The 21,769-nt window shown below is 39.7% G+C and carries 24 protein-coding genes; 15 read left to right on the forward strand and 9 right to left on the reverse strand.

Going from position 1 to position 21,769, the window contains the following annotated elements:
* Position 1: 1 nt before the first annotated feature.
* The 5 genes from MLC35_RS00470 to MLC35_RS00490 form a co-directional block, all read right to left on the reverse strand.
* The gene (locus MLC35_RS00470) at positions 2-970 is read right to left on the reverse strand and encodes a FecCD family ABC transporter permease (protein WP_434637215.1); all 969 of its coding nucleotides are present in this window, start codon (positions 968-970) and stop codon (positions 2-4) included.
* On the reverse strand, positions 963-1,688 hold the full coding sequence (locus MLC35_RS00475; RefSeq protein ID WP_434637217.1) for an ABC transporter ATP-binding protein: 726 nt from the start codon (positions 1,686-1,688) through the stop codon (positions 963-965). Before MLC35_RS00475 ends, MLC35_RS00470 begins: the two co-directional genes overlap by 8 nt.
* Positions 1,681-2,499, reverse strand: a complete 819-nt coding sequence (locus tag MLC35_RS00480) for an ABC transporter substrate-binding protein (protein ID WP_434637219.1) — start codon at positions 2,497-2,499, stop codon at positions 1,681-1,683. The genes MLC35_RS00475 and MLC35_RS00480 overlap by 8 nt, the downstream gene beginning before the upstream one ends.
* Positions 2,500-2,511: 12 nt before the next feature.
* The gene (locus MLC35_RS00485; RefSeq protein ID WP_434637221.1) at positions 2,512-4,434 is read right to left on the reverse strand and encodes a TonB-dependent receptor; all 1,923 of its coding nucleotides are present in this window, start codon (positions 4,432-4,434) and stop codon (positions 2,512-2,514) included.
* 177 nt (positions 4,435-4,611) lie between these two features.
* A complete protein-coding gene (locus tag MLC35_RS00490) occupies positions 4,612-4,761 on the reverse strand; it encodes a hypothetical protein (RefSeq protein ID WP_434637223.1) in 150 nt (49 codons plus the stop codon).
* A 49-nt stretch (positions 4,762-4,810) separates the two neighbouring features.
* Between MLC35_RS00490 and MLC35_RS00495 the strand changes: the two genes are divergently transcribed.
* From MLC35_RS00495 to MLC35_RS00525, 7 genes are all read left to right on the forward strand, one after another.
* Positions 4,811-6,139, forward strand: a complete 1,329-nt coding sequence (locus MLC35_RS00495; RefSeq protein WP_434637225.1) for an NFACT RNA binding domain-containing protein — start codon at positions 4,811-4,813, stop codon at positions 6,137-6,139.
* Between the two features lie 223 nt (positions 6,140-6,362).
* Entirely contained in the window at positions 6,363-6,683 is a 321-nt protein-coding gene (locus MLC35_RS00500; RefSeq protein ID WP_151901364.1) for a hypothetical protein, read from the forward strand.
* Positions 6,684-6,725: 42 nt separating this feature from the next.
* Positions 6,726-7,481, forward strand: a complete 756-nt coding sequence (locus tag MLC35_RS00505; RefSeq protein WP_346389123.1) for a phosphatidate cytidylyltransferase — start codon at positions 6,726-6,728, stop codon at positions 7,479-7,481.
* On the forward strand, positions 7,482-8,561 hold the full coding sequence (gene dxr, locus MLC35_RS00510; RefSeq protein WP_346389124.1) for a 1-deoxy-D-xylulose-5-phosphate reductoisomerase: 1,080 nt from the start codon (positions 7,482-7,484) through the stop codon (positions 8,559-8,561).
* Positions 8,552-9,529 carry a tRNA (adenosine(37)-N6)-threonylcarbamoyltransferase complex transferase subunit TsaD gene (gene tsaD / locus MLC35_RS00515; RefSeq protein WP_434637228.1) on the forward strand — a complete coding sequence of 326 codons (978 nt, stop codon included), beginning with the start codon at positions 8,552-8,554 and terminating at the stop codon, positions 9,527-9,529. Before dxr ends, tsaD begins: the two co-directional genes overlap by 10 nt.
* Before the next feature lie 127 nt (positions 9,530-9,656).
* On the forward strand, positions 9,657-10,163 hold the full coding sequence (gene tpx, locus MLC35_RS00520; protein WP_151901360.1) for a thiol peroxidase: 507 nt from the start codon (positions 9,657-9,659) through the stop codon (positions 10,161-10,163).
* A 181-nt stretch (positions 10,164-10,344) separates the two neighbouring features.
* Entirely contained in the window at positions 10,345-11,097 is a 753-nt protein-coding gene (locus MLC35_RS00525) for a TIGR04219 family outer membrane beta-barrel protein (RefSeq protein ID WP_434637230.1), read from the forward strand.
* 245 nt (positions 11,098-11,342) lie between these two features.
* Here MLC35_RS00525 and MLC35_RS00530 read toward each other — a convergent pair whose 3' ends face one another.
* From MLC35_RS00530 to MLC35_RS00540, 3 genes are read right to left on the reverse strand one after another with little or no spacing between them, the layout of a single operon-like run.
* Positions 11,343-12,143 carry a UDP-N-acetylmuramate dehydrogenase gene (locus tag MLC35_RS00530; RefSeq protein ID WP_434637232.1) on the reverse strand — a complete coding sequence of 267 codons (801 nt, stop codon included), beginning with the start codon at positions 12,141-12,143 and terminating at the stop codon, positions 11,343-11,345.
* Entirely contained in the window at positions 12,143-12,409 is a 267-nt protein-coding gene (gene fliQ, locus MLC35_RS00535; protein ID WP_151901357.1) for a flagellar biosynthesis protein FliQ, read from the reverse strand. Before fliQ ends, MLC35_RS00530 begins: the two co-directional genes overlap by 1 nt.
* On the reverse strand, positions 12,410-13,273 hold the full coding sequence (locus MLC35_RS00540) for a menaquinone biosynthesis family protein (protein WP_418640901.1): 864 nt from the start codon (positions 13,271-13,273) through the stop codon (positions 12,410-12,412).
* Between the two features lie 103 nt (positions 13,274-13,376).
* On the opposite strand from MLC35_RS00540, the gene MLC35_RS00545 reads away from it, so the two are divergent.
* The 8 genes from MLC35_RS00545 (at position 13,377) to MLC35_RS00580 (ending at position 20,508) form a co-directional block, all read left to right on the forward strand.
* Positions 13,377-13,859 (forward strand): hypothetical protein, encoded by a 483-nt coding sequence (locus MLC35_RS00545; RefSeq protein ID WP_418640902.1) that lies wholly within the window; start codon positions 13,377-13,379, stop codon positions 13,857-13,859.
* 159 nt (positions 13,860-14,018) lie between these two features.
* The gene (gene recA, locus MLC35_RS00550) at positions 14,019-15,056 is read left to right on the forward strand and encodes a recombinase RecA (RefSeq protein ID WP_151901354.1); all 1,038 of its coding nucleotides are present in this window, start codon (positions 14,019-14,021) and stop codon (positions 15,054-15,056) included.
* A 41-nt stretch (positions 15,057-15,097) separates the two neighbouring features.
* Entirely contained in the window at positions 15,098-16,363 is a 1,266-nt protein-coding gene (gene eno / locus MLC35_RS00555) for a phosphopyruvate hydratase (protein WP_151901353.1), read from the forward strand.
* A gap of 7 nt (positions 16,364-16,370) precedes the next feature.
* Positions 16,371-16,649: a hypothetical protein gene (locus MLC35_RS00560; RefSeq protein ID WP_151901352.1), complete on the forward strand. Its 279-nt coding sequence runs from the start codon at positions 16,371-16,373 to the stop codon at positions 16,647-16,649.
* Positions 16,650-16,695: 46 nt separating this feature from the next.
* A complete protein-coding gene (locus MLC35_RS00565) occupies positions 16,696-17,346 on the forward strand; it encodes an AMIN domain-containing protein (protein WP_434637235.1) in 651 nt (216 codons plus the stop codon).
* Positions 17,347-17,361: 15 nt separating this feature from the next.
* On the forward strand, positions 17,362-18,105 hold the full coding sequence (locus tag MLC35_RS00570) for a DUF481 domain-containing protein (RefSeq protein ID WP_434637237.1): 744 nt from the start codon (positions 17,362-17,364) through the stop codon (positions 18,103-18,105).
* Positions 18,106-18,124: 19 nt separating this feature from the next.
* Positions 18,125-19,453: a magnesium transporter gene (mgtE, locus tag MLC35_RS00575; protein WP_151901349.1), complete on the forward strand. Its 1,329-nt coding sequence runs from the start codon at positions 18,125-18,127 to the stop codon at positions 19,451-19,453.
* 14 nt (positions 19,454-19,467) lie between these two features.
* Positions 19,468-20,508 carry a CNNM domain-containing protein gene (locus tag MLC35_RS00580; RefSeq protein ID WP_151901348.1) on the forward strand — a complete coding sequence of 347 codons (1,041 nt, stop codon included), beginning with the start codon at positions 19,468-19,470 and terminating at the stop codon, positions 20,506-20,508.
* Positions 20,509-20,540: 32 nt separating this feature from the next.
* Here MLC35_RS00580 and MLC35_RS00585 read toward each other — a convergent pair whose 3' ends face one another.
* Positions 20,541-21,722, reverse strand: a complete 1,182-nt coding sequence (locus MLC35_RS00585; RefSeq protein WP_434637239.1) for an NAD(P)/FAD-dependent oxidoreductase — start codon at positions 21,720-21,722, stop codon at positions 20,541-20,543.
* Between the last annotated feature and the right edge of the window lie 47 nt (positions 21,723-21,769).

Below are 21,769 nucleotides of genomic sequence, written 5' to 3' on the forward strand. Positions count from 1 at the left end.
GTTAGCGTTTTTGCGCTCTTGAGATGATAAGATAGATAAAAAATGGCCCGCCGATAATGGCGGTAATGATTCCGATAGGCAATTCACTTTGTGTCTGCAGTGTTCGTGAAACTGTATCACACAGTACCAAAAAAAGACCGCCAAAGAGTGTTGTTTTTATGATTCTTTTGCTGATGTTTACAGGATAGAGTTTATGGACAATATGAGGCACAATTAATCCGACAAAACCGATAGGTCCGCTGATACTGACAAGAGTACCGACAGCAAAAGAGGAGATGACAAGCAAAATAACAGTGACTTTTTTTGTATTGACTCCTTTGAGTTGGGCCTGGTCTTGCGAAATACTCAGAAGCTGCAATTCAAACCGGTACATGTAAACAGCGATAAAGAGTATGATGGCGGAAAAGCTGATGATAAGAGGATACTGCCAGCCGATAACGGAGAGAGAACCCATTGTAAAACGAATGAGCATATCATTTTGCATCGCACTGCCAAGATAGAAGATGACCATCAACAGGGCACTGTAAAAAAGCGAAAGTGCAATACCTAAAAGTAAAAGAGATTCTGCATGACTCTGGCGTAAAAACCGGGAAAGATACAGGAGTAAAAAGACAGTAAACAAAGCGCCAAAAAATCCAAAAACAGAAATGGCGGCAAAACCGAAAAGGAGAGTGCCGAGTGAAAGTTTTATGGCAATGCCAGCACCCAAAACCGCTCCGCTCGATATTCCCAAAGTGTATGGCGTCATCAGGGCATTTCTAAAGAGCGTTTGAAACAGCAGTCCGCTGAGTGCCAAAACAGCACCTGCAAAAAAAGTGAAAAGTACTCTGGGAAGGCGCAGAGCAAAGAAAATCTGTGCATCAAGAGAGTTTAGATGAAAGATATTTTGCAGATGCAAATCAACAGAACCGACAAAAGCCGAGAGTAAAAATACCGCTGTCAATGCCAGCCAGATAAGTTTTCTAATCATACTTTACCGCCAAGGATGCGAATTTAACACCGTAAAGCTGTTCGAGTGTAGTATCATGAAAAAACTCTTTTTCGTAGTAAACTGCCGATTTGTTTTTTAGAAAAAGAACAGGCGTATTAATGTAGGCGGCAAGATGCAGATCATGGGTGATAAGTATAACAGTATGTCTTTTTTTGAGCTCGTTTATATGATTTGCAATTATTTTTGAATTGTGCGGATCGAGATTTGCCGTAGGTTCATCAAAAATAATGATTTTGCTTTGCTGCGTGAGTGCCTGTGCAATGAGAGTCAACTGTTGTTCTCCTGAACTGAGTTCACTGACAAGATGTCGGCCAAGATGCGAAATATTTAAAAAGGAGAGCATCTCTTTTGCAATTTTTTTATCTTCATCAGAGTAGTCAAAAAAACTTTTTTTATAGGCAAATCTGCCTAAAACCACAAAGTCTCTTACTGATATGTCCGGATCATAAATTTCGAGTTTTGCAGGAATATAAGTAATGAGTTTTGCTTTTTCATTGAGAGAAAGTGCCTGTATGTTTGTATCTTCAAGCAATATTTCACCTTTGTATGGCACAAGAGAACAGATGGCTTTTGCCAGTGTACTCTTGCCCGAACCGTTTGCACCGAGAATACTCAGGTGGGTATCTGTTTCCAATGAAATGTTTTCAAAAACAGTTTTGTTTTTATAGTTACATGTAAGTGCACTGAGCTTAATCATTCATTTGCCTGCAGAGTCGCTGAATGGTTAAAGCCACTCTTTGTGAGGGAATATGCAGATAATCTTCATCTACAACAGAGATTTTTTTGTTTTTTGCGGCTTTGGTTGGCAGAGCATACCAGTTTTGCAAAGCTTTTTTCACATTGACATTGGGCTCGGTGGCATGTGAATGTAAAATGATGATCTGCTCCGGGTTTAAAGCAATAACATTTTCATAATTTAAAACAGGCTGGTTTGTTGTATGTGCGGTGTAGGCGTTTGTGTTGCCACAGGCTTTGATAATGTCGTTAAAAAAGATGTCATGCCCCGCTATATAAATGCCGTTTCGCAAATCTTCTTTGAGCCCGTAAACGATCATGACACTGTGCGGATGTTTGGATTTCTTTGCGTTTGTTAGTGCATTAGTTATGTTTGTATTAAGTTTTTTCGCGTTCTTTTGCGCAGCGAGGGTTTCGCCGAGTTTTTTTATGGAATTTTGTATGTCAGACAAGGTTTTGAGTCTGAGCATCAGTGTTTTTATATGAAATTTTTTCAGTCTGTTTAATGTGTTTTGATTGAAAGTCTGTCCTATGACAAGTGTAGGAGACAATGCTATAATTTTTTCTATGTTAGGCGTTTGGTATCCTCCGATGACAGGCAGTTTTTGTGCTGCTTTTGGATAAAGCGAATAACTGCTCGTAGCAACAAGTAAATTGTCGCGATGCAGACCGTAAATTATTTCGGTGATGGATGGGCTCAGAGAGACAACTCTCTCATTTGCCCAAAGATTGAGTATAAAAAAGGGGATAAGGAGAAAAATTTTTATACTCACGGGTTTTTCCTTTTAGTATTTTAGGTTAAAGCCAAAAATAGCCGTTGTCGTAAAGTTTACAGGGTAAATGGCATCATCTCTGATCCATAAACCGTTTTTTTGATTAAAAAGATTGTTTATTTTAACAAAAATTTCGTAATCTTTTTTTGCATAGGTACAGGAAACATCCGTACTTGTGTATGCCTCCTGTCTTTGTGCAAAGTTGTTGTTGAAGTCATTTGCGGCGTAGGCACTCGAACGGTATACTTCAGTTATTGCCAGGGTTGTAAATCTGTTTGGCAGATAATTGAGTGTTGCTTTGATGTTGTGGTTGCTGACACCCGGTAATTCATTTCCTGAATAGTCTTCGCCGTTTTCAATTTCATCATCTATAATTGCCTGCACATAATTATAGTTAAAGACTGCATTGAAGTTTTGAGAAAAAAGATATTTGTCATACAGATCAAAACCGTATTTATGTGATTTGTCAATATTTGTATTTTTTGAATTTACATAGGTTGGATCCGCATAGTAGTAGATTTCATCATTCATACCAATATAATATATTGATAATTTCAGTTTGTTTGTTCTTGTGATTTTGTTGTAACCGAGTGTAAAACTGTTTGACTTTGACGGTTTGATAAACTGGTTAAACGTTCCGCCATAATTAAAGAAACGATCGATATTTGGTGCCTGATACCCTTTTGCATAATTAAAAAACAGTGATTGTTCCTTGTCCAGCATATAGTTGTATCCAAGTTCTATACCATGCAGTGTGTCATCTTGACTGAGTATGTTTCCTGCGGAGGGAGCATATTCATAGGAGACTTTTTCGTACCGGTAGCCGGCTTTGAGTGTTGTTGCTCCTAGATAGATGTTTGTTTTGACAAATGCAGCTTGATTTTTCTTGGTTGTCCGATTTGCAGAAGCTTTTCTTGTACCGTCAAACAGATAGCCTCCTCCGATAACTTCATAGTTCTCTTTGATATACTTTAAAACAGTATCTGCCGAGTTGTAGCTGTATGCAAATTCACTGTTATAGGTAATGTAGTTTGAAGTTTTATACTCATGATTGTAGTTCATATCTAAAGAGAGCGTATCTGTAATATCATAGGTAAGACCTGTTCCGATGACATCACTGCTGGCTTTTTGATGGACACCTGCGAAAAAAGAGTTGCTTTTTTGTGTCGGGTCTTCATTGTATTGGTCCAGTGTCAGACTGCTTGCATACCAGACATCTATATCTGATGTCAGGGCGTTTGCTCTGAGCTCCAGGTTTTCAAGTGCCTGGTAGGCGATGTCAAAACTGAAATTTGAAAATTTATTTTCAGCCTTGTTGCCATTGTTGTCAATATATCGAATACCTCCGTGCTTTTGAACTTCTCCATTGAGATTGTAGGAAAGTTTATCGTCGATATGCCCTATGTTGAAAGTTCCGTCAAAAGTATTATAGCTTCCTGCATAGAATCCTACCTGTGTACGGTCTGTTTTTTTTGTTATTATATTGATAACGCCGGCATTTGCACCGTCTCCGGCTTCAACTATGCCGCCTGCTTTGATGATTTCTATTTTCTCAATCGCATCAGGAGAAATACTTGCCAAAAGCTGTGGTACTCCGTCGATATTGTTTAATCTTCTTCCGTTTACTTTTATGACAATATTTTCATATCCGTCTCCAATACCAAAACCGCGCATGTCAATTTTCTGAGAAAAAGGGTTTCCGTAAGAGGGCATTGTAATTACAGAAGTCTGCTGGTTTAAAAATTCATAAATATTTTGCACATGGGCTTTTTCTATATCTCTGGCCGTGTAAACTTCTACGGCATCTGTAGACTGTAACTCATCTGTTTTTATCGCAGTTGCAGTGATTTCTAATGGCGCAAGAGTAATTTCCTGGGCATGAAGCTGACTCAAAAGAGCGACACTGAGAAGTGAGAGTTGTATTGTTTTTTGCATATGTATCCTTTTCGTTTTATGGTTTGTGCTTTTTTTGAAAGCAAGATTTTAATCTCAATATCATTAAGTTAGACATATTTTCCGGAACCCAGACTTTAGTCTGGGCTGTGCGTCTTGAAAGGCTAAATCCTAGGTTTCGAGAAGCATCTTAGTTTTTAGAGAAATTGCTGGGTAGAGTTATTTTGCAGGAGGAGAATTGATTTTGATTTTAAGAGGTTTGCCGTCAAGTGTACATATAGAACTGGACAGAGCAATAATCTTTGTTAAAGAGATATATGCCTGGATTGCTGCTAATGTAAAGTAGTTTTTACCGAAACCTTTAGGCATATTTTGGGGAATCCTCTTTTGTTTTTGAAATTTTAGCTAAAATACTCTTATGAAACTTTCACATTTAGAACAAATTACTGATTATTTACAAAATTTTAAAAAAATATCTGCTGCATTTCGGGTAAGCGACAGCATCATCAAAATTGTTTTTGACAAAAATGATGCGCTCTATTTTAATATGCAACGCTCGAATTCAAGTATATTCAAATGTGAAGAGTACCCGCGTTCCAAGGTATATAATGCCCCTTTTGATGTCATTTTAGCCAAACGGTTCAACCGTGCAAATGTCTTACATGCAGAACTGCTCAATGATGATAAAATAATACGCATTAAAACCTCTCTGGCTTCTGCTTATAAAGAAGAGATTACCTATCTGCAGATAGAATTTACAGGCAAATATACCAATGTCATTATTCTGGATGAAGAGAATATTGTGCTTGAAGCACTGCGTCATGTTGATCTGTTTTCCTCTTTTCGGGAAGTTCGGGTTGGGCAAAAACTGCTGGATGTTCCGCCTGCGCCTTTTGTGGCAAAAGAGTATCCGCTTGAGGATGTGGAAGCATTTTTATACGAAGTGTATGAAAAAGAGCAAAATGCAAAACTTGAAGGATTGAAAAAGCAAAAAATTTCACAGCTTGAGAAAAAACTGCAAAAACTGCAAAAACTTTATGCAAAACTTGATTCACAGGAGAGCCTGGAAAAAGAGGCACAGGAAAATGGGCATTTGGGCAATTTGGTGCTCTCAAATGTGCAAAACATCAAGCCTTATGCAAGAGAAATAGAACTGGAAGATTATGACGGTTCAAAAGTGCACATAGCATTGCAAAAACGCTATCCCACTCCTTTTATGATAAGTGAAATGTTCTTTTCCAAAAGTAAAAAAGCAAAACAACGTGCCAAGCATCTGCATATAGAAGAGGAGTCCCTACGCTCAAAAATAGAACATCTCAAGCGCTTTATACATGTAATCAAAGAGGCAAAAGATGTGGCAAAGATAGAGATGCTTTTGCCCAAAAAAGTACAAAACAAAAAAGTCAGGCATAATGACTCCATAGAAGTGTTTTGGATAGAAGGGTACAAGGTACAGCTTGGAAAAAATGAAAAAGGCAATATTGAACTTTTAAAAAACGCACGGGCAAAAGATATATGGCTGCATATGAAAGACCGTCCTTCCGCCCATGTCATCATCACCACTGACAAGCAGAATCTGCCGCAAAACATCATTTTGGCAGCGGCAAGACTCTGTGTGGAATTCAGTACCGCTTCAAAAGACCGCTTTTTGGTCGATTATACTCCAAGACGGGAAGTCACGATACAAAACGGGGCAAATGTGTTGTATAATAAGTATAAGACAATAGAGGTAGATACAAGAGCCTAGCAACAGTCGGCACTGAAGTACCGATTCCGAAAAGTTACTACAGTTCGGAACCTATCCTTTAGGGTGGGCTGAGAATGGCGAAAAGGTAGCAACAGCCGGCATTACAGTACCGATTCCGGAAAGTTTTGGAACCCATCCTTTAGGGTGGGCTGAGAATGGTGAAGAAGTAACAACAGCCGGCACTACAGTACCGGTTTTGTGAACCAAAAGGAAGGAGGAGCCTATGAGTGTCGGAGCTATCGGAAATGTAGTCTTGGTAAACCAGATGACGCCTGCCGTCACACCTTTGCAGGGCAATCAATATGTCCGCTTTGATTTGCAAAACCTTGCCGCGCAGGCTGCTGTGCAGGAGAAAGAAAAAGAGATAGAAGAGGTCCGTCCTACCGAAGAGAGTCATGCAATAGACCCAGACCGCGAACACCAAAGAGAAGAAGCGGATCAGGAAACAAACAATCTGCCAAAAAACCAGGGGCATGAAATTGTTGAAGAAAAGAGTGAGGACGAACCGGACGAACCACTGCATCTATTAGATATTAAAGTCTGATTAGATATAATATTTTATCTGAAAAATTTGTAGGGATCTTTTATGAGCATATTACGAGATAGTAGAGAGCGGATAGTCACAGGATTGGCACTTTTGGCCGTTGTGCTGACTGTCGGATTGATAGACAATTTTTTTGTTATGTGGCTTTTTCTTGGGACTGTATACATTTTGGCTTTTAAAGAGGCTGTGGTGCTTTTTGGTGTAGAAAAAGATAATCTTCTGCCATATGCAGCAGCCTTATGGCTTATAGCCGCTTTTTACCCTTACGGGGATGATTTGTTTGTGCTTGCAGGCGTCGGCTATGCATCTGCTGTGGCGTATGATAAAAACCTGAAATGGGTTGACTTTTTACCGTTTATCTATCCGACGGCAGGGCTGCTTTTTATTTTAACAATGTATGAAGAGTATGGCGTACTGTCACTAGTCTGGCTGCTGGGTGTTGTTGCCCTGACTGATATCGGCGCCTATTTTGTAGGCAAAAGCATAGGAAAAACAAAATTTTGTGAGACAAGTCCGAATAAAACCCTTGAAGGTGTCATAGGCGGTGTAGCCCTTGCAACATTTGTCGGCGCATTTTTGGGTGTTTTTGCTGTTGATTTCTGGATTGCTCTTGTCATCTCTTTTATGGTTGCGCTGAGCTCAATATTCGGCGATTTGTTTGAGTCGTCGCTCAAACGCAGTGCCGGAGTAAAAGACAGTGGTGATCTGCTTCCGGGGCATGGCGGCATACTTGACAGAATTGACGGCTACCTTTTTGGTGCGATTGTCATGCTTGTACTGCTTCGCGGACTGGTCTAGTTGATACTTTTAGGCTCGACAGGTTCCATCGGTGTCAATGCTTTGCTGGTTGCCAGACGTTTTGGTATAAAAGTTGAGGTGTTGGTTTGTGGTAAAAATATTACACTTTTAAATAAGCAGATTAAAGAACATAAGCCAAAAATTGTCGTTGTAGCAAATAAAGCAGATGTTGCAAAAGTAAATCATTCTCGTGTTTATAGTGGAGAAGAAGCTATATTACATGTAATAGAAGAAGCAACCTCCAAACTTGTAGTAAATGCACTGGTAGGTTTTTTGGGCCTGCGCCCGACACTCAAAGCCATAGAGTGTGATAAAAAAGTGGCCCTGGCAAACAAAGAGTCACTCGTTGCCTGCGGCAGTTTCATTGATACATCAAAAATACAGCCCATTGACAGCGAGCATTTCGGGTTGTGGTATCTGTTGCAGGAGAGACCGGTAAAAAAAATGACGATTACAGCAAGCGGCGGAGCTTTTCGTGACTGGGAGATAACAAGACTGCATACAGCAACACTCTCAGATACACAAAAGCATCCAAACTGGTCAATGGGGCAAAAAATTACAATTGATTCGGCAACCATGGTCAATAAAATGTTTGAGCTGCTCGAAGCACGCTGGCTCTTTGGCGAGGGAGAATATGATGCCATTATTGAGACACAGTCGTTGATTCACGCGATGATAGACTTCAAAGACGGCTCAACCACAGCACATTTTGCCAATGCGAGTATGCAGTTGCCCATAGCCTATGCGCTGGATGAAAAAATGGATGAAGCGATTTTACCGCATGTTGATCTTGTACAGGTGGGACGTCTGGAGTTTCGCCAAATCAGTCCGGAGCGTTACCCTGTCTGGCAGATTAAAGAAGATCTGCTGAATAATCCGCAAAGAGGTGTTGTTGTCAATGCGGCAAATGAGGCGGCTATTGAGATGTTTATCGCTAAAAAAATAGGTTTTATGGATATCAGTAAAATTATTATCAATGCGTATGAAAATTTCAGTGATGCACTCCCTTTACATGTAAGCGATATATTCCTTATAGATCAAGAAGTGCGAAAATATGTAGGAAAGAACAGATGGTTTTAAGTATAGAAAGTTCCTGTGATGACAGTGCAATTGCTGTAACAGAAATAGCAACAAACAGGCTCGTTTTTCATAAAAAAATTTCTCAGGAAATTGAACACAGCGTATACGGCGGTGTTGTTCCCGAACTTGCAGCGCGACTGCACGCAGAGGCTTTGCCAAAGATTTTAGAGCAGTGCGAGCCCTATTTTAAAAAGATAAAAGCGGTTGCGGTGACAACAAGCCCGGGACTTGCCGTTACGCTGATAGAGGGGGTTACTCTGGCAAAGGCAGTGAGTGTTGCACTTGATATTCCCCTTATTGCGGTAAATCATCTTACCGGGCATATTTATTCACTTTTTATTGAAAAAGAGACGCTTTTTCCTTTGACGGTTCTGCTGGTATCAGGCGGGCATACACAAGTGATGGAGGTCAGGAGTCTGACCGATATTGCGACGGTTGCAAAAAGTATGGATGACAGCTTCGGTGAGAGTTTTGACAAAGTGGCGAAGATGATGGGGTTGGGGTATCCCGGCGGACCGGTTATAGAAAAACTTGCAAAAGAGGGCGACAGAAAAAGATATGACTTTACCGTCCCTTTGCTTAGAACACCAAAATTTGCTTTTAGCTATTCGGGACTGAAAAATGCGGTTCGGCTTGCTGTTGAAAAATCTGAACCGCAAGACTATAAAGATATAGCGGCTTCTTTTGAATATACTGCAAGCAAACATCTTGTACACAAACTTAAAAAATATTTTCAGACAAACCCTCCGAAAAACTTTGCCATTGTCGGAGGCGCAAGTGCAAACCTGTATCTGCGAGGGGAAATAAAAAAGCTGCTGCAGCCTTATAATGCACAACTACTTTTGAGCGATTTAGAGTACTGTTCGGATAATGCGGCTATGATAGGGCGTGTTGCAGTGGATATGTACAAGCAGGGGATGTTTACTTCCTTGGAAGAAGTGAGTGTAGCAGCAAGGGTAAAGATGTGATAAATTAAATTTAACTTAAAGCAAGGTTTTCTGAGCTTTAATAAGTTAAATATTAGTATTTTAATTGTACAATTCCAACAAGAAAAATCAAACATTCAAAATGAGTGTTAAATAAAGGAAATTGAATATGGCAACAACTAAATTCAAAGGTACAGACGTAGAGTTATTAGGAAATGAAGTAAATGTAGGTGATAAAGCACCAGAAGTTAATGTAGTAAACTCAGATGGTTTGGGTGATGTAAAAGTTGGTGGTGCTCAAGGTACAAAACAACTTATCATCGTAGTTCCTTCACTTGATACAGGTGTATGTGCTACAGAAACTCGTAACTTTAATGCAAAAGCTGCAGAACTTGACGGTGTTAAAACTGTTGTTGTTTCTATGGACCTTCCATTTGCTGCAGGACGTTTCTGTTCAGCTGAGGGAATCGATAAATTAACTGTTGCTTCAGATTTCAGAAACAAAGACTTTGCTAACGCATACGGTGTACTTTTAGGCGGTTCTCCACTTGCAGGTGTAACTGCTCGTGCTATCTTCGTAATTGATGAAAACGGAATTGTAACTTATAAAGAAATCGTTCCGGAAATCACTGAAGAGCCTCAGTATGATGCTGCAATAGAAGCTGCGAAAAAGTAGTCAGTTTCTCTTCTTGCCGCCATTGGTGGCAAAAAAGCAAAATGAGTATGTCTTATTTTGTTTCTCCTTCTGTTTGCATTTTGATTTATTCAAAATGCAAACGCTATCTAATCAAACATTTTTAATTATTCTTCCAGCAATCTCTGATATAATAAAGTAAATTATTTTAACGGGGTTAAACATGAAAAAAATCTTATCTGCTATTGCTGTAAGTACAATTTTGAGCGCTTCGCTTTGTGCCGACATGGCAAGAGTTGAAATCGGTGCGGGTGCATGGGCACAGACACCATCTGGTACAGCTGATTATAACGCTGGCGGCGGTGTCACAGGTACAAATACATTTGATGAAAAAAAAGACACATCCGCCTATGTGTGGATGCTTATAAAACATCCTATTCCGGTTGTTCCGAATATCAGACTTGAGTATGTCAGTATCCATGCAACGGGTACGGCAACAGGTTCATGGGGTGGCGTGACTATACCTGGGTCATCAAACAGTGTTTTGGATATCAAAGAGTATGATATTATTCCTTACTATAATATACTGGACAACACTTTTTGGACAACAGTTGATCTGGGGCTGGATATAAAAGTGATGAACATGGACTACACAGTGGCACAAAACGGAGTGTTTCCGGGTTATCAGGATTCCTATACCGCACCTATTCCGCTTCTTTATGCAAGGGTAAGAGTGGAAATTCCGACAACAAACATTGCTCTTGAGAGTGATGCAAAGTATGTGACTACGGGTTCTTCGACTATTTATGACATACGTGCAAAAATAGACTATACCTTTGACATCTCACCGATTGTGCAGCCTGCCATTGAAATAGGCTACAGAACACAAAAAATAAAAATAGACGAAGACGGGGAAGATGTGAAAACAGATATGGATTTTTCAGGATTCTATGCAGGTTTAATGCTGCGTTTTTAAGAGGCGTTTTTTGGCCTGCAAGCTTTTAGCCCGCACTGAAGTACGGGTTCCGGGAATCATTGGGAATTCAGACTTCTGTCTCAATGCCATTAAGTTAAGATAAAAGTTCGATATCCTTTCGGAATCTGGGCCTTAGTTTTGAAAGAGACAAAGCCCGCACTGAAAAGTACGGGTTTCCGGGATTATTTGGAACCCATCCTTCAGGGTGGGCTGAGAGTGCAAAAAAAACAGCGGTTGCGTGAAAGTCAAAAGAGTATTTGTGTTTTTGTGTCTAAAAGTACGATTTCTAACTCTAGTTTTATTCCAAAGTTGTTAAAAACTTTTTTTTGTGCTTCAGTTATAAGAAAAACAGCATCCTCAAAACTGCCGTTTCCGTGATTGACTAAAAAATTTGCATGGACTCTGCTGAACTCTATATTGCCGACTCTTTTGCCTTTGAGTCCTACCGCCTCTATCAGTCTGCCGGCATAGTCACCTTCGGGGTTTTTAAAACAGCTGCCTGCACTCGGGGTTGCAGGCTGATTGGCACGCATTTTTTTAAACATTGTTACTTTTTCCTGACTAAAACCATATGTTAAAGAAAAAGCTGCTTCAAGTATGGGTTCTTTGATATTTGTTTTTCTGTAACCAAATTGTATCTCCTCTTTTACATGTAACCCGGAGGGGGTGGTAATACTGATAAGATTGTTAAAAATTTCAAACTCTTTGAGTCCGGCATTCATATAAACAAGACCACCGAGTTTTCCCGGAAGATGGGAAAGAAATTCAAAGTTTGCGATATTGTGCTTTTTACAAAAAGAGGCAATTTTACCCGAGGGTGTTGCTCCGCCGATTTTTAAAAGACCGTTGTTTATTTTTATATAGTTGTATTTTTTATCGAGCATCATCAGTTTTGGTGGATTGGGTCCTATAAGAGTATTGTTGCAGGACCCTATGAGAGTGTAGTCTGCCAGATCTGTAAAATCTTCTTCTAAAAGAGCAACATCAACAACATTCCCTATTTTAAAAGAGGAATATTTTGAAAAATCGATACTTTTAAACTGCATTACTCGACAAAGGTGGGAATCATATTAAATACACCGACAGAAAAGTCTGTCATCTCGTTGAGCATCCAGGGCATTGTAAGGACGATGACGATAACCACACCGATTATTTTTGGAATGAAAGAGAGCGTCATTTCATTGATTTGTGTTGTAGCCTGGAAAATACTGACAGCAAGTCCCAAAAACATACCTGTAAGGAGTCCGGGAAGTGCAAGATAGAGTGCAATCTGAAATGTCTGTACGCCAAGTGCTACGAGTTTTGCTTCCATTTATGACTCTCTCAGTGCCGTATACTCTGTAGGGATCAGATAGTCTCTGATCGCAACAGGTTTGTCGTAAAATCCGTGTTCATAGCCTATTTCAAAGAGTTTGTCGATGGCTTCGTATTGAATATCGCTGAGGGTGATGGAGTCATCATTTGCATAGAGTTCAAGATATTTTGCAAGTGTCTGTGCATCTATGCGGACCAGGTCACGCTCTATAAGCATGTGTGAGAGTCTCTCTTTGTGGTCACGGGCAACCTGCACTGCTTTTGTCAGTGTTTTTTCATAATCTATTGCACGGTTAAGAGGCAAAGAGCGACGGATTGCCATACCTCCAAGAGGCAGCGGCAACTCTTTGCCGGCAAGTTCCTGCCAGATATCCCACATTTCGCGTTCTACTTCAAGTTCGTCCGCAAAAGTTAATATACTTTCATGTATCAGTACTCCGGCATCCACTTTCCCCTCTTTGACGGCATTCTCTATTTCCAGAAAATTCATATAGCTTATGCGTGCCTCAGGGTAGGCGATGCGAAAAAGCATTGCATTGGTTGTATGTTTTCCGCTGAGAGCCACTTTAAAATTTCGTCTGAGTCGCTGACCCTTTCTTTTGATAAGTTTAGGGCCATAACCTTCACCGAAACTTACAGCCGTCCGAAGAGGAGCATACTCTTCTCTTATATGAGGATAAAGAGCAAAACTGATGGCTACAATATCATAAACACCGTTGAGTGCATCCTCATTGAGTGTTTGTATGTCTTTTGCAATATTGTCAAAGTGTGTATCTTTCATATCTACCCAGCCAAATTTAATGGCATAGTACATAAAAATATCGTCTGCGTCAGGTGAATGTGCAATAAGAGTTTTTTTCATGGGTTTATTTTATCGAAAAATAGATAAAAAGAACTTTTTGATTAAATTAATAATAATGGGAGTATAATTAAATAACATTATTTTTAATATAAGGAGAACAGTTATGAGCAAAGAAGCATTGGTAAAAGTCTATGATAACTACGATGAGGCAGCAGAATTTGTCAATAAACTGCTGGCAAACGGTGTACTGAAAAAATATATTTCAGTAATAGCTAAAGGAGAACAGGAAGAAAAAAACGAATTTGAGTATAAAAAACACAGTGAAAACATTATATTTTGGGGTGAACAGGGTGCTTTTTGGGGCGGACTCTGGGGACTTCTGATGGGCGGTATTCTCTTCTGGGCTCCGGGTGTCGGACCTATAGTGGCAACGGGGCGAATACTTGCATCTATCGCAGGGATGGCAGCAGGGGCTGTAATGTTTGGCGCAACCGGAGCGATGACGGCCTGGCTTGTTGATTTGGGCATAGAAAAATCTTTGGCGGAAAAATACGGAGATATGATACAGGAGAACAAAATACTGGTTATTGTGCATGGAGATGAAGCTGCCGTAGAAATAGCAGAAAAAACTGCAGGTGAAAAGTAAATTATTTTTATTTACTTCTTTTTATGTTTTTTAGCTAAAATTTCATCAAATTCTATGGAAAAAGAATATGATTAAAAATATGGCAAAATGACATAAATTTAAGCATATTGCAAATTTTTACATAAAATAAGTCTAAATTTCATAATAAGTGAGTCCAAAATGGATGCAAACAAACAAAAATCATTAGACTTGGCGATGAAGCAGATAGATAAAGCCTTTGGCAAAGGTGCTTTAATGCGCCTTGGTGATAAGGATATTGTGCCGATCCGGTCTATAAGTACAGGTTCTTTGGGGCTTGATTTGGCACTTGGAATAGGCGGTGTACCGCAGGGAAGAGTCGTTGAGATATACGGGCCGGAGAGCTCCGGTAAGACAACTTTGGCGCTCCAAATTACGTCTGAATGCCAAAAGGCCGGAGGGGTATGCGCTTTTATAGATGCAGAACATGCACTTGATGTCATCTATGCGAAGAATCTTGGCGTAGATATTGACAATCTTCTGGTTTCTCAGCCTGATTATGCTGAACAGGCACTTGATATTGTAGAGACGATTGCACGAAGCGGTGCTATTGATCTGATTGTTATAGATTCAGTGGCCGCATTGACACCAAAAGTTGAACTTGAAGGTGAGATGAATGATCAGCAGGTCGGTGTTCAGGCCCGTCTTATGTCTAAGGCATTGCGAAAGCTCACAGGTGTGCTGAGCAAAATGAACTGTACGATTATTTTTATCAACCAGATTCGTATGAAAATCGGTATGATGGGGTATGGCTCACCGGAGACAACATCAGGCGGGAATGCTTTAAAATTTTATGCTTCTGTCCGTATAGACGTGCGTCGTATAGCTTCACTGAAGCAGGGGGAGAGTCAAATCGGTAACAGAGTCAAAGCAAAAGTAATTAAAAATAAAGTGGCCCCTCCTTTTCGTCAGGCAGAATTTGATATAATGTTCGGAGAAGGAATCTCAAAAGAGGGTGAGCTCGTTGACTATGGTGTAAAATTAGACATAATAGACAAAAGCGGGGCTTGGTTTTCTTATGGAGAGACCAAACTTGGTCAAGGCCGTGAAAATGTCAAGGCGAAATTTAAAGATGAGCCGGAACTTGCAGCTGAGATTGAAGAGAAGGTTAAACAGGCGATGGGCATGAGCTCTCTTATGACGATGGATACTTCTGATATAGCAGAAGCCGACGCATAAAAAGCCTTTGAATATTTAAAATTTTTAAGAAGGTATGATATATGTTTATTGATGATGTAAGTGCAATTGAAGTAATGGACTCCCGCGGGAATCCGACAGTAAAAGCAACAGTAAGACTGAGTGACGGAACAACCGCAAGCGCAATAGTACCCTCCGGGGCAAGTACCGGAAAACGTGAAGCTTTGGAGTTGCGTGACGGCGGTGATCGCTACATGGGCAAAGGTGTTTTAAAGGCTGTTGAAAATGTGAATTCTCAGATTTCTGATGTGCTTATCGGGATGAGTCCTTTTAACCAGGCTGTCATTGATGCAACAATGAAAGAGCTTGACGGAACACAAAACTATGGAAATCTCGGGGCAAATGCTGTTCTTGGTGTTTCTATGGCGGTTGCACGTGCAGCTGCACAGAGTCTTGATATTCCTTTGTACCGCTATTTGGGCGGAGCCAATGCAATGGTTATGCCGACACCGATGCTCAATATCATCAATGGAGGAAGCCATGCTGACAATAATGTAGACTTTCAAGAGTATATGATTATGCCTGTCGGCTTTGAAGATTTTGCAACATCTTTACGCGCCGCTGCTGAAGTGTACCATAACCTGAAATCTATTTTAGCTGCAAAAGGACACAGTACAGCACTTGGCGACGAGGGTGGTTTTGCACCGGATCTGAGTTCGAATGAGGAGCCTATTCAGGTTATCATGGAAGCGATTGAAAAAGCAGGGTACAAACCAGGTGAAGAGATTGGGATTGCACTCGATGTTGCAGCAAGCGAGATTGTTACAGAGGGCGGATACAGACTGGAGTCAGAAGATCGCACACTCAGCAGTGAAGAGCTGGTAGCCTACTATGAAAATCTGTGTCAAAAGTATCCGATTGTCTCAATTGAAGACGGATTAAGCGAAGATGACTGGGACGGATTTAAGCTTATGACTGAAAAACTTGGCAATAAAATTCAGATTGTCGGTGATGATTTGTTTGTTACCAATGCCGCTATATTGAATGAGGGTATTCAAAAAGGTATAGCAAACTCTATTTTGATCAAGCCAAACCAAATCGGTTCGGTAAGCGAGACTATGCTGACAGTTCGTCTTGCCCAAAGAAACGGTTACACCTGTGTAATGAGCCATCGTTCAGGTGAGAGTGAAGATGCGTTTATCGCTGATTTTGCTACGGCACTTAACTGTGGTCAGATTAAAACAGGTTCGACTGCGAGAGGTGAAAGAACTGCAAAATACAATCGTTTGCTGGAAATTGAAAATGAAACAGTCTACAGTGAGTATTTAGGTTCAGCACTGTTTAGCTAGGTACCTGATGAACAAAGAAGAACTTTTTGAAGAGATTGACACATCCCAGACAATTACTCAAAAATATCTGGGACTCTCTTTAAAAAAGTTTTTTCTCCTGTTTGCTTTGGTGATAGGACTGGGGATATATTTGGGTGTACTTTTGTACGGTACAAACTCCCTTGAAGTTCTTTTTGGTTTGCAGGAGTATGAGAACTATCTTCAAAATGAAGTGGTGCATTTGAAAAAAGAAAATGCTGAACTTCAACGCGAGTATTTTGAACTCAAAGAAATTTCTGCACAATAATCATATAAATTTGCTATAATGTATTAAAAAAATAGGGTTTGTTATTATGATAAGAGTTTTGTTGTTTTTAAGTCTCTTTTTTATGATGCTTCATGCAAGAGAAAATCCCTTTTTCCCGGTACAGAGTGGACAGGATATCCCTTTAACATCCAATCAGACAACAAAACTGCCGATGCTCAAAAGAGCCACTGTGACATTACCCTCAACTGCACGAACGATTGAAAGTGTTACCGTGACATATAAAAACCTGGACGGTTCGATTGCACATAAAAAAGTCACTATCCAAAATGCGATAGACTGGCATTTGCCTGTTTTTATTTCACAAAACTATAATGAATCCGACAGTACACAGTCTATTGAAAAACAGATAAAAAAAAGCAGTGTAAAAATAAAATACAAAAAAGTCGCATCATTAAAGTTTATAGCATTTTATGTCAAAAAGAACAAACTCAAGATTGTGACAAAAGATAAAATGCTGAGAAATTTTTTGTTGGTAAAACCACATAGAATTGTCTGTGATTTTAAGCGTGATACCGATATAGGCAGCCTGATAAAAAGTTTAAAAGAGGGGTCGCTTTTTACAAAAATACGACTGGGAACACATAAAGGCTACTACAGGGTTGTGATAGAACTCGACGGGTATTACAGCTATAAACTGGATTATATCCGTGGCGGATATATAATTACACTTTTATAAAATACAAGGTTGTAGATGAAGTTTTTGATTATATTGGTACTGTTTTTGGTTAATTTGGAGGCTGTCATTACCATAGCACCAGTGGATATAGGAAAACAGCCAGGGCTGAGTGGCGGTGTTAAAGGCTCTTTTTCCACAACACGCGGCAATACCGATACCGATGAGTACAGTGCAGGATTGCGTATGATATATGACAATAACAGCTCCTATGTGACATGGAGCGATATAGCATTTAATTACGCGAAAGCATCAGGAGTGTTAAACAGACAAAACACGTATGCGCATCTGCGCTATATTCATACACTCTATAAGAAACATTTGAACTGGGAAGCTTTTGTACAGTCCCAGACAAACAAGTTTACAAAAATAGAAAAAAGGCTGTTAGTCGGTCTTGGCCTGAGATACCATACACAAATGCAGGGGTATGGAAATATTTATGTGGGATTTGGCTGTTTTAGCGAATATATCAGCTATACGACAAATGTTGATCCGAGTGAGCATAATTTAAGATTAAATATGTATATTGCATATAAAAACAGATTTAGCAGGAATGTGAGATTTTCATACATTGGCTACTACCAGCCCAGAGCAGATGTGGTGAGTGATACCATAGCATCCAACGCAGCAGAATTAAGAGTTACAATATACAAACAGCTTTCAATTAATTTTGAATTGACATACAATCAGGACACAAGGCCTGCTATTGGAGTAAAAAAATATGATTTTTCCCAAAAGACAAGTTTTGTGTATGATTTTTAAAAAGAACATAAGATAACAGATGAAAGAACTGAATAAATATTTACAATCACACAGCAGCAGTGAAATGCACCCGGCTGAAATAGCAAAAATTTTAAAAGGCTTAAATGACAAAGATTTCAGTGAGGCTATAAAACTGGTTCCAAAAGACCTGGTAGGCGATGTTGCACTGGCTCTGCCTGACAGATATTTTGATGATGTGGTCGAAAATTTTAATGCAGAGGAACTTTCTCATGCTGTAAGTGAACTTGAATCGGATGATCAGCTTGAGTTTATGCAAGAGTTGGAAGATGTTGATGAAGATAAAGCTTCAGAAGTATTTCACAAGCTTGATGCCGAAGACAAACATGAAATTGCAAAACTCAAAAAGTATGATGAAAATCAAGCCGGTGCTTACATGCAGCTTGAGGTGTTTACTGCAAAAGAGGATGAAATTGTTCAGGATGTTATTAAACGGTTTGCCCGTTTAAGAAAAGAGAATGAACTCGAAAATGTTCAAAATCTGTTTATAGTAGACAGCAACAACAGACTTTTGTATACTGTAGGTCTGGATGACCTGCTCATATTTGATTTTTCAAAGACTGTCAAAGAAAATATTGAGCAGAGCGAAGAGTCTTTTGAGCCTAAAAGTGCACGAGATACGGAAGATATCAAAGAGGTTGTCAACTATTTTAAAGAGTATGACCTTTCAGTTATGCCGGTTGTCAATGATGAAGGAATTCTGGTCGGTCGTATCACCTCTGACGATATTTATGACATCATTAATGAACATGCAACAGAGCAGATGTATAATCTTGCCGGTGTTGATGACGAAGCGGAAGAGGATGAAGATGTTCTCAAGGCGACGAAAAAGCGTGCAACATGGCTGGGCATCAATCTTCTAACAGCCATTGCCGCTTCTTTGGTTATCGGTTTGTTTTCAGATACGATTAACTCCATGGTTGCGCTTGCTGTTTTAATGCCCATAGTCGCTTCCATGGGAGGCAATGCCGGAACGCAGAGTCTGACAGTTGTTGTACGCCAACTCGCTTTGGGTGAAATATCGCAGACAGATGCCTTTAGAACCATAAAAAAAGAGGTTGTCATCTCCCTGATGAATGGTCTGCTTTTTGCTGTAGTAATGGGTATAATAGCATGGTTGTGGTTTCATATACCGATGCTTGGAGTAGTTATTGGATTAAGTATGATAATTAATCTGTTAATGGCCGGATTTTTTGGAGCAATGATTCCCTTGTTGCTCAAAATACTTGGTATAGACCCTGCTATAGGGAGTACTGTTATTTTAACAACAGTGACTGATGTTGTCGGCTTTTTCAGCTTTTTGGCATTGGCAAAATATATATTACTTTAAAGGAACTGTAAAACTTGGAACTATTACTCATATTTTTTCTTCTTTCTGTCGGCATTTCGTTTTTGTGCTCAATATTAGAGTCGGTATTACTCTCTATCAATATGTCTTATGTGGCAGTGTTAGAAAAAGAGAAACCTGCTGTAGGAAAGCTTCTTCGTCATCACAAAGAAGATATTCACAAATCAATTGCTTCGGTACTTATTTTAAATACCATTGCTAATACTCTCGGTGCTGCGGCAGTAGGTGCACAGGCTTCAAAAATATTTGGGAATGATGCCGTTGTGTATGTATCAGTTGTATTAACTTTTGCAATTTTGTTTATATCTGAGATAATTCCAAAAACAATTGGGGCAATTTACTGGAAACAGCTGGCGCCTGTGGCAGCATATTTTATTCGGGTTTTCATATGGATTACATATCCTATAATACTGACAACTCTGGCTGTTACAAATAAAATATCAAAAGGGAAAAAGGATTCCAACTCTTTAACAAAACAGGAACTGCTTGAGAGTATGTTGATGAGTGAAGATGAAGGGGTGATAGATGAAAAAGAGTCAGATGTCATTGAAAATATATTAAATCTTGACAATATCAAAGTGAGTGAAATTCTCACGCCGCGAAGCGTTGTTTTTGCTTTGGATGAAGATATGCTCATCAAAGATGTTATCAAGACCCAGCCGGCAATTTTTAAATTTTCCAGGATACCGATTTTTAAAGGTTCCATAGAAAATGTAACAGGGCTGGTGCTGACAAAAAAGATATTTAAACAGGCACTCCAAGATGACAATGTACCTTTGTCTTATATCAAAAAAGAGATATTTATTATCAATGAAAACATACCGGTAAGCAAAGCACTGGATATGTTTATAAAGAAAAAAGACCATATGTTTTTAGTGACAGACAATTATGACCAGACAGAGGGAATAATCACTCTTGAAGACTGTATAGAGACGATACTGGGCTTGGAGATCATGGATGAGAGCGATACAACCGAAGATATGAGAGAGCTGGCAAAAAGAAAAATGAAACTCAAACGGAAGCTGAAAGAACGCTGAAAAGAGTGCAACACTCTTTAGGACAGCTACTTTTACATCCCGGGAATTCTAGGAATTTTACCGAGTTTAGAATTGCGGCAGTATAATCCCCAGCCTTTTTTCAGCCAGTGTCCAATGACAGGCATTGGAAGCATAAACGCACGTTTTTCGTCTCTGTAGACAAAGGCCGCACCGTCTCCGGTATCCATAACGCATAAAATATTCAAATGCTCATGGTAGCCTTTAAAATCACTGCCGCCGTTGTCACGCTGATCGATATTGTGTGCTGTATTTTTTGCCATTACCTCGGCAATATGACCCTGTTTTGCCCGCCAGTCGTATCCTTCGAGTGCTGCAACATCCCCAATGGCATAAATATTACTTAAAGAGCCATCCTCGTTTAAGACGCAGGAGGTGTCGTCTGTTTTGACAAATCCGGCTTCATTTGTCGGCAAGTCCGAATTCTTTATGACTTCATGCCCGTCTCCGGCAGGAATGAACATGGTAAAATCGGAGGCGAGCTTTGTGTCATCTTCAAATACAATACCATCTTTTTCAAACTGCTTAATTTTTTTGCCAAAATGCTGTTTGATATTCAGTTTTTTAAACATCATATCCATCATCTTAAGTGCCTGGGGACCCATTCGTTTGCCGGGTTCAGCCATCGGAGCGAAAAAAGTCAGCTCAAAATTCTCTCTGATGCCTTTTGCTTTGAGCATATTGTGCACATTAAAGAGGAGCTCAAATCCCGGTCCGCCACGCACTGCCGAACTGTCTTTCGGATTGCCTCCAAAGCCCATACAGATTTTGCCGCTTCCTTTTTTGACAAGGACGTCCAGAGCATCTCTGATTTGTAATGACTGTTCTGGTGCGCCACAGATAGAAAGTGTGTTTTCTATGCCTGGTGCTTTCATTTTTGCAGCACCCATGGCAATGACAAGATAGTCATAATCATCAAGAGTTCCTGAGTTTTTCAAAGTAACACTGTTTTCTTTTTTTGATATTTCGGTCACGTCGTCAACAACAAGGGTAAACCCGTGTGCATTTTGCAATTCTCGCAAATCAACACAGACGTTTTGGAATTCACTTTCATGTGTCGGTATCCAGATGGAAGTAGGATATATGTAAAAATAGTCTCTGTTACTGACTAAAGTAACATCATAATTCAGTTTTCTTAAGTGGATTGCAGCATCAACACCTGCAAAACCGCCTCCCAATATAAGTACTTTTTTCATCTTTTGGCCCTTTTATTTGTTACAGTTATAAGGTATATTATCTGATT

Source organism: Sulfurimonas sp. NW7, from assembly GCF_051132265.1.
In the GTDB taxonomy this organism is placed as follows: domain Bacteria; phylum Campylobacterota; class Campylobacteria; order Campylobacterales; family Sulfurimonadaceae; genus Sulfurimonas; species Sulfurimonas hydrogeniphila.

What these genes read in the sequence shown, in the direction of transcription:
- MLC35_RS00470 (WP_434637215.1), bottom strand. Translation starts at nt 970, where the DNA reads ATGATTAGAAAACTTATCTGGCTGGCATTGACAGCGGTATTTTTACTC.
- MLC35_RS00475 (WP_434637217.1), bottom strand. Translation starts at nt 1,688, where the DNA reads ATGATTAAGCTCAGTGCACTTACATGTAACTATAAAAACAAAACTGTT.
- MLC35_RS00485 (WP_434637221.1), bottom strand. Translation starts at nt 4,434, where the DNA reads ATGCAAAAAACAATACAACTCTCACTTCTCAGTGTCGCTCTTTTGAGT.
- MLC35_RS00490 (WP_434637223.1), bottom strand. Translation starts at nt 4,761, where the DNA reads ATGCCTAAAGGTTTCGGTAAAAACTACTTTACATTAGCAGCAATCCAG.
- MLC35_RS00495 (WP_434637225.1), top strand. Translation starts at nt 4,811, where the DNA reads ATGAAACTTTCACATTTAGAACAAATTACTGATTATTTACAAAATTTT.
- MLC35_RS00500 (WP_151901364.1), top strand. Translation starts at nt 6,363, where the DNA reads ATGAGTGTCGGAGCTATCGGAAATGTAGTCTTGGTAAACCAGATGACG.
- MLC35_RS00505 (WP_346389123.1), top strand. Translation starts at nt 6,726, where the DNA reads ATGAGCATATTACGAGATAGTAGAGAGCGGATAGTCACAGGATTGGCA.
- tsaD (WP_434637228.1), top strand. Translation starts at nt 8,552, where the DNA reads ATGGTTTTAAGTATAGAAAGTTCCTGTGATGACAGTGCAATTGCTGTA.
- tpx (WP_151901360.1), top strand. Translation starts at nt 9,657, where the DNA reads ATGGCAACAACTAAATTCAAAGGTACAGACGTAGAGTTATTAGGAAAT.
- MLC35_RS00525 (WP_434637230.1), top strand. Translation starts at nt 10,345, where the DNA reads ATGAAAAAAATCTTATCTGCTATTGCTGTAAGTACAATTTTGAGCGCT.
- MLC35_RS00530 (WP_434637232.1), bottom strand. Translation starts at nt 12,143, where the DNA reads ATGCAGTTTAAAAGTATCGATTTTTCAAAATATTCCTCTTTTAAAATA.
- fliQ (WP_151901357.1), bottom strand. Translation starts at nt 12,409, where the DNA reads ATGGAAGCAAAACTCGTAGCACTTGGCGTACAGACATTTCAGATTGCA.
- MLC35_RS00540 (WP_418640901.1), bottom strand. Translation starts at nt 13,273, where the DNA reads ATGAAAAAAACTCTTATTGCACATTCACCTGACGCAGACGATATTTTT.
- MLC35_RS00545 (WP_418640902.1), top strand. Translation starts at nt 13,377, where the DNA reads ATGAGCAAAGAAGCATTGGTAAAAGTCTATGATAACTACGATGAGGCA.
- recA (WP_151901354.1), top strand. Translation starts at nt 14,019, where the DNA reads ATGGATGCAAACAAACAAAAATCATTAGACTTGGCGATGAAGCAGATA.
- eno (WP_151901353.1), top strand. Translation starts at nt 15,098, where the DNA reads ATGTTTATTGATGATGTAAGTGCAATTGAAGTAATGGACTCCCGCGGG.
- MLC35_RS00560 (WP_151901352.1), top strand. Translation starts at nt 16,371, where the DNA reads ATGAACAAAGAAGAACTTTTTGAAGAGATTGACACATCCCAGACAATT.
- MLC35_RS00565 (WP_434637235.1), top strand. Translation starts at nt 16,696, where the DNA reads ATGATAAGAGTTTTGTTGTTTTTAAGTCTCTTTTTTATGATGCTTCAT.
- MLC35_RS00570 (WP_434637237.1), top strand. Translation starts at nt 17,362, where the DNA reads ATGAAGTTTTTGATTATATTGGTACTGTTTTTGGTTAATTTGGAGGCT.
- mgtE (WP_151901349.1), top strand. Translation starts at nt 18,125, where the DNA reads ATGAAAGAACTGAATAAATATTTACAATCACACAGCAGCAGTGAAATG.
- MLC35_RS00585 (WP_434637239.1), bottom strand. Translation starts at nt 21,722, where the DNA reads ATGAAAAAAGTACTTATATTGGGAGGCGGTTTTGCAGGTGTTGATGCT.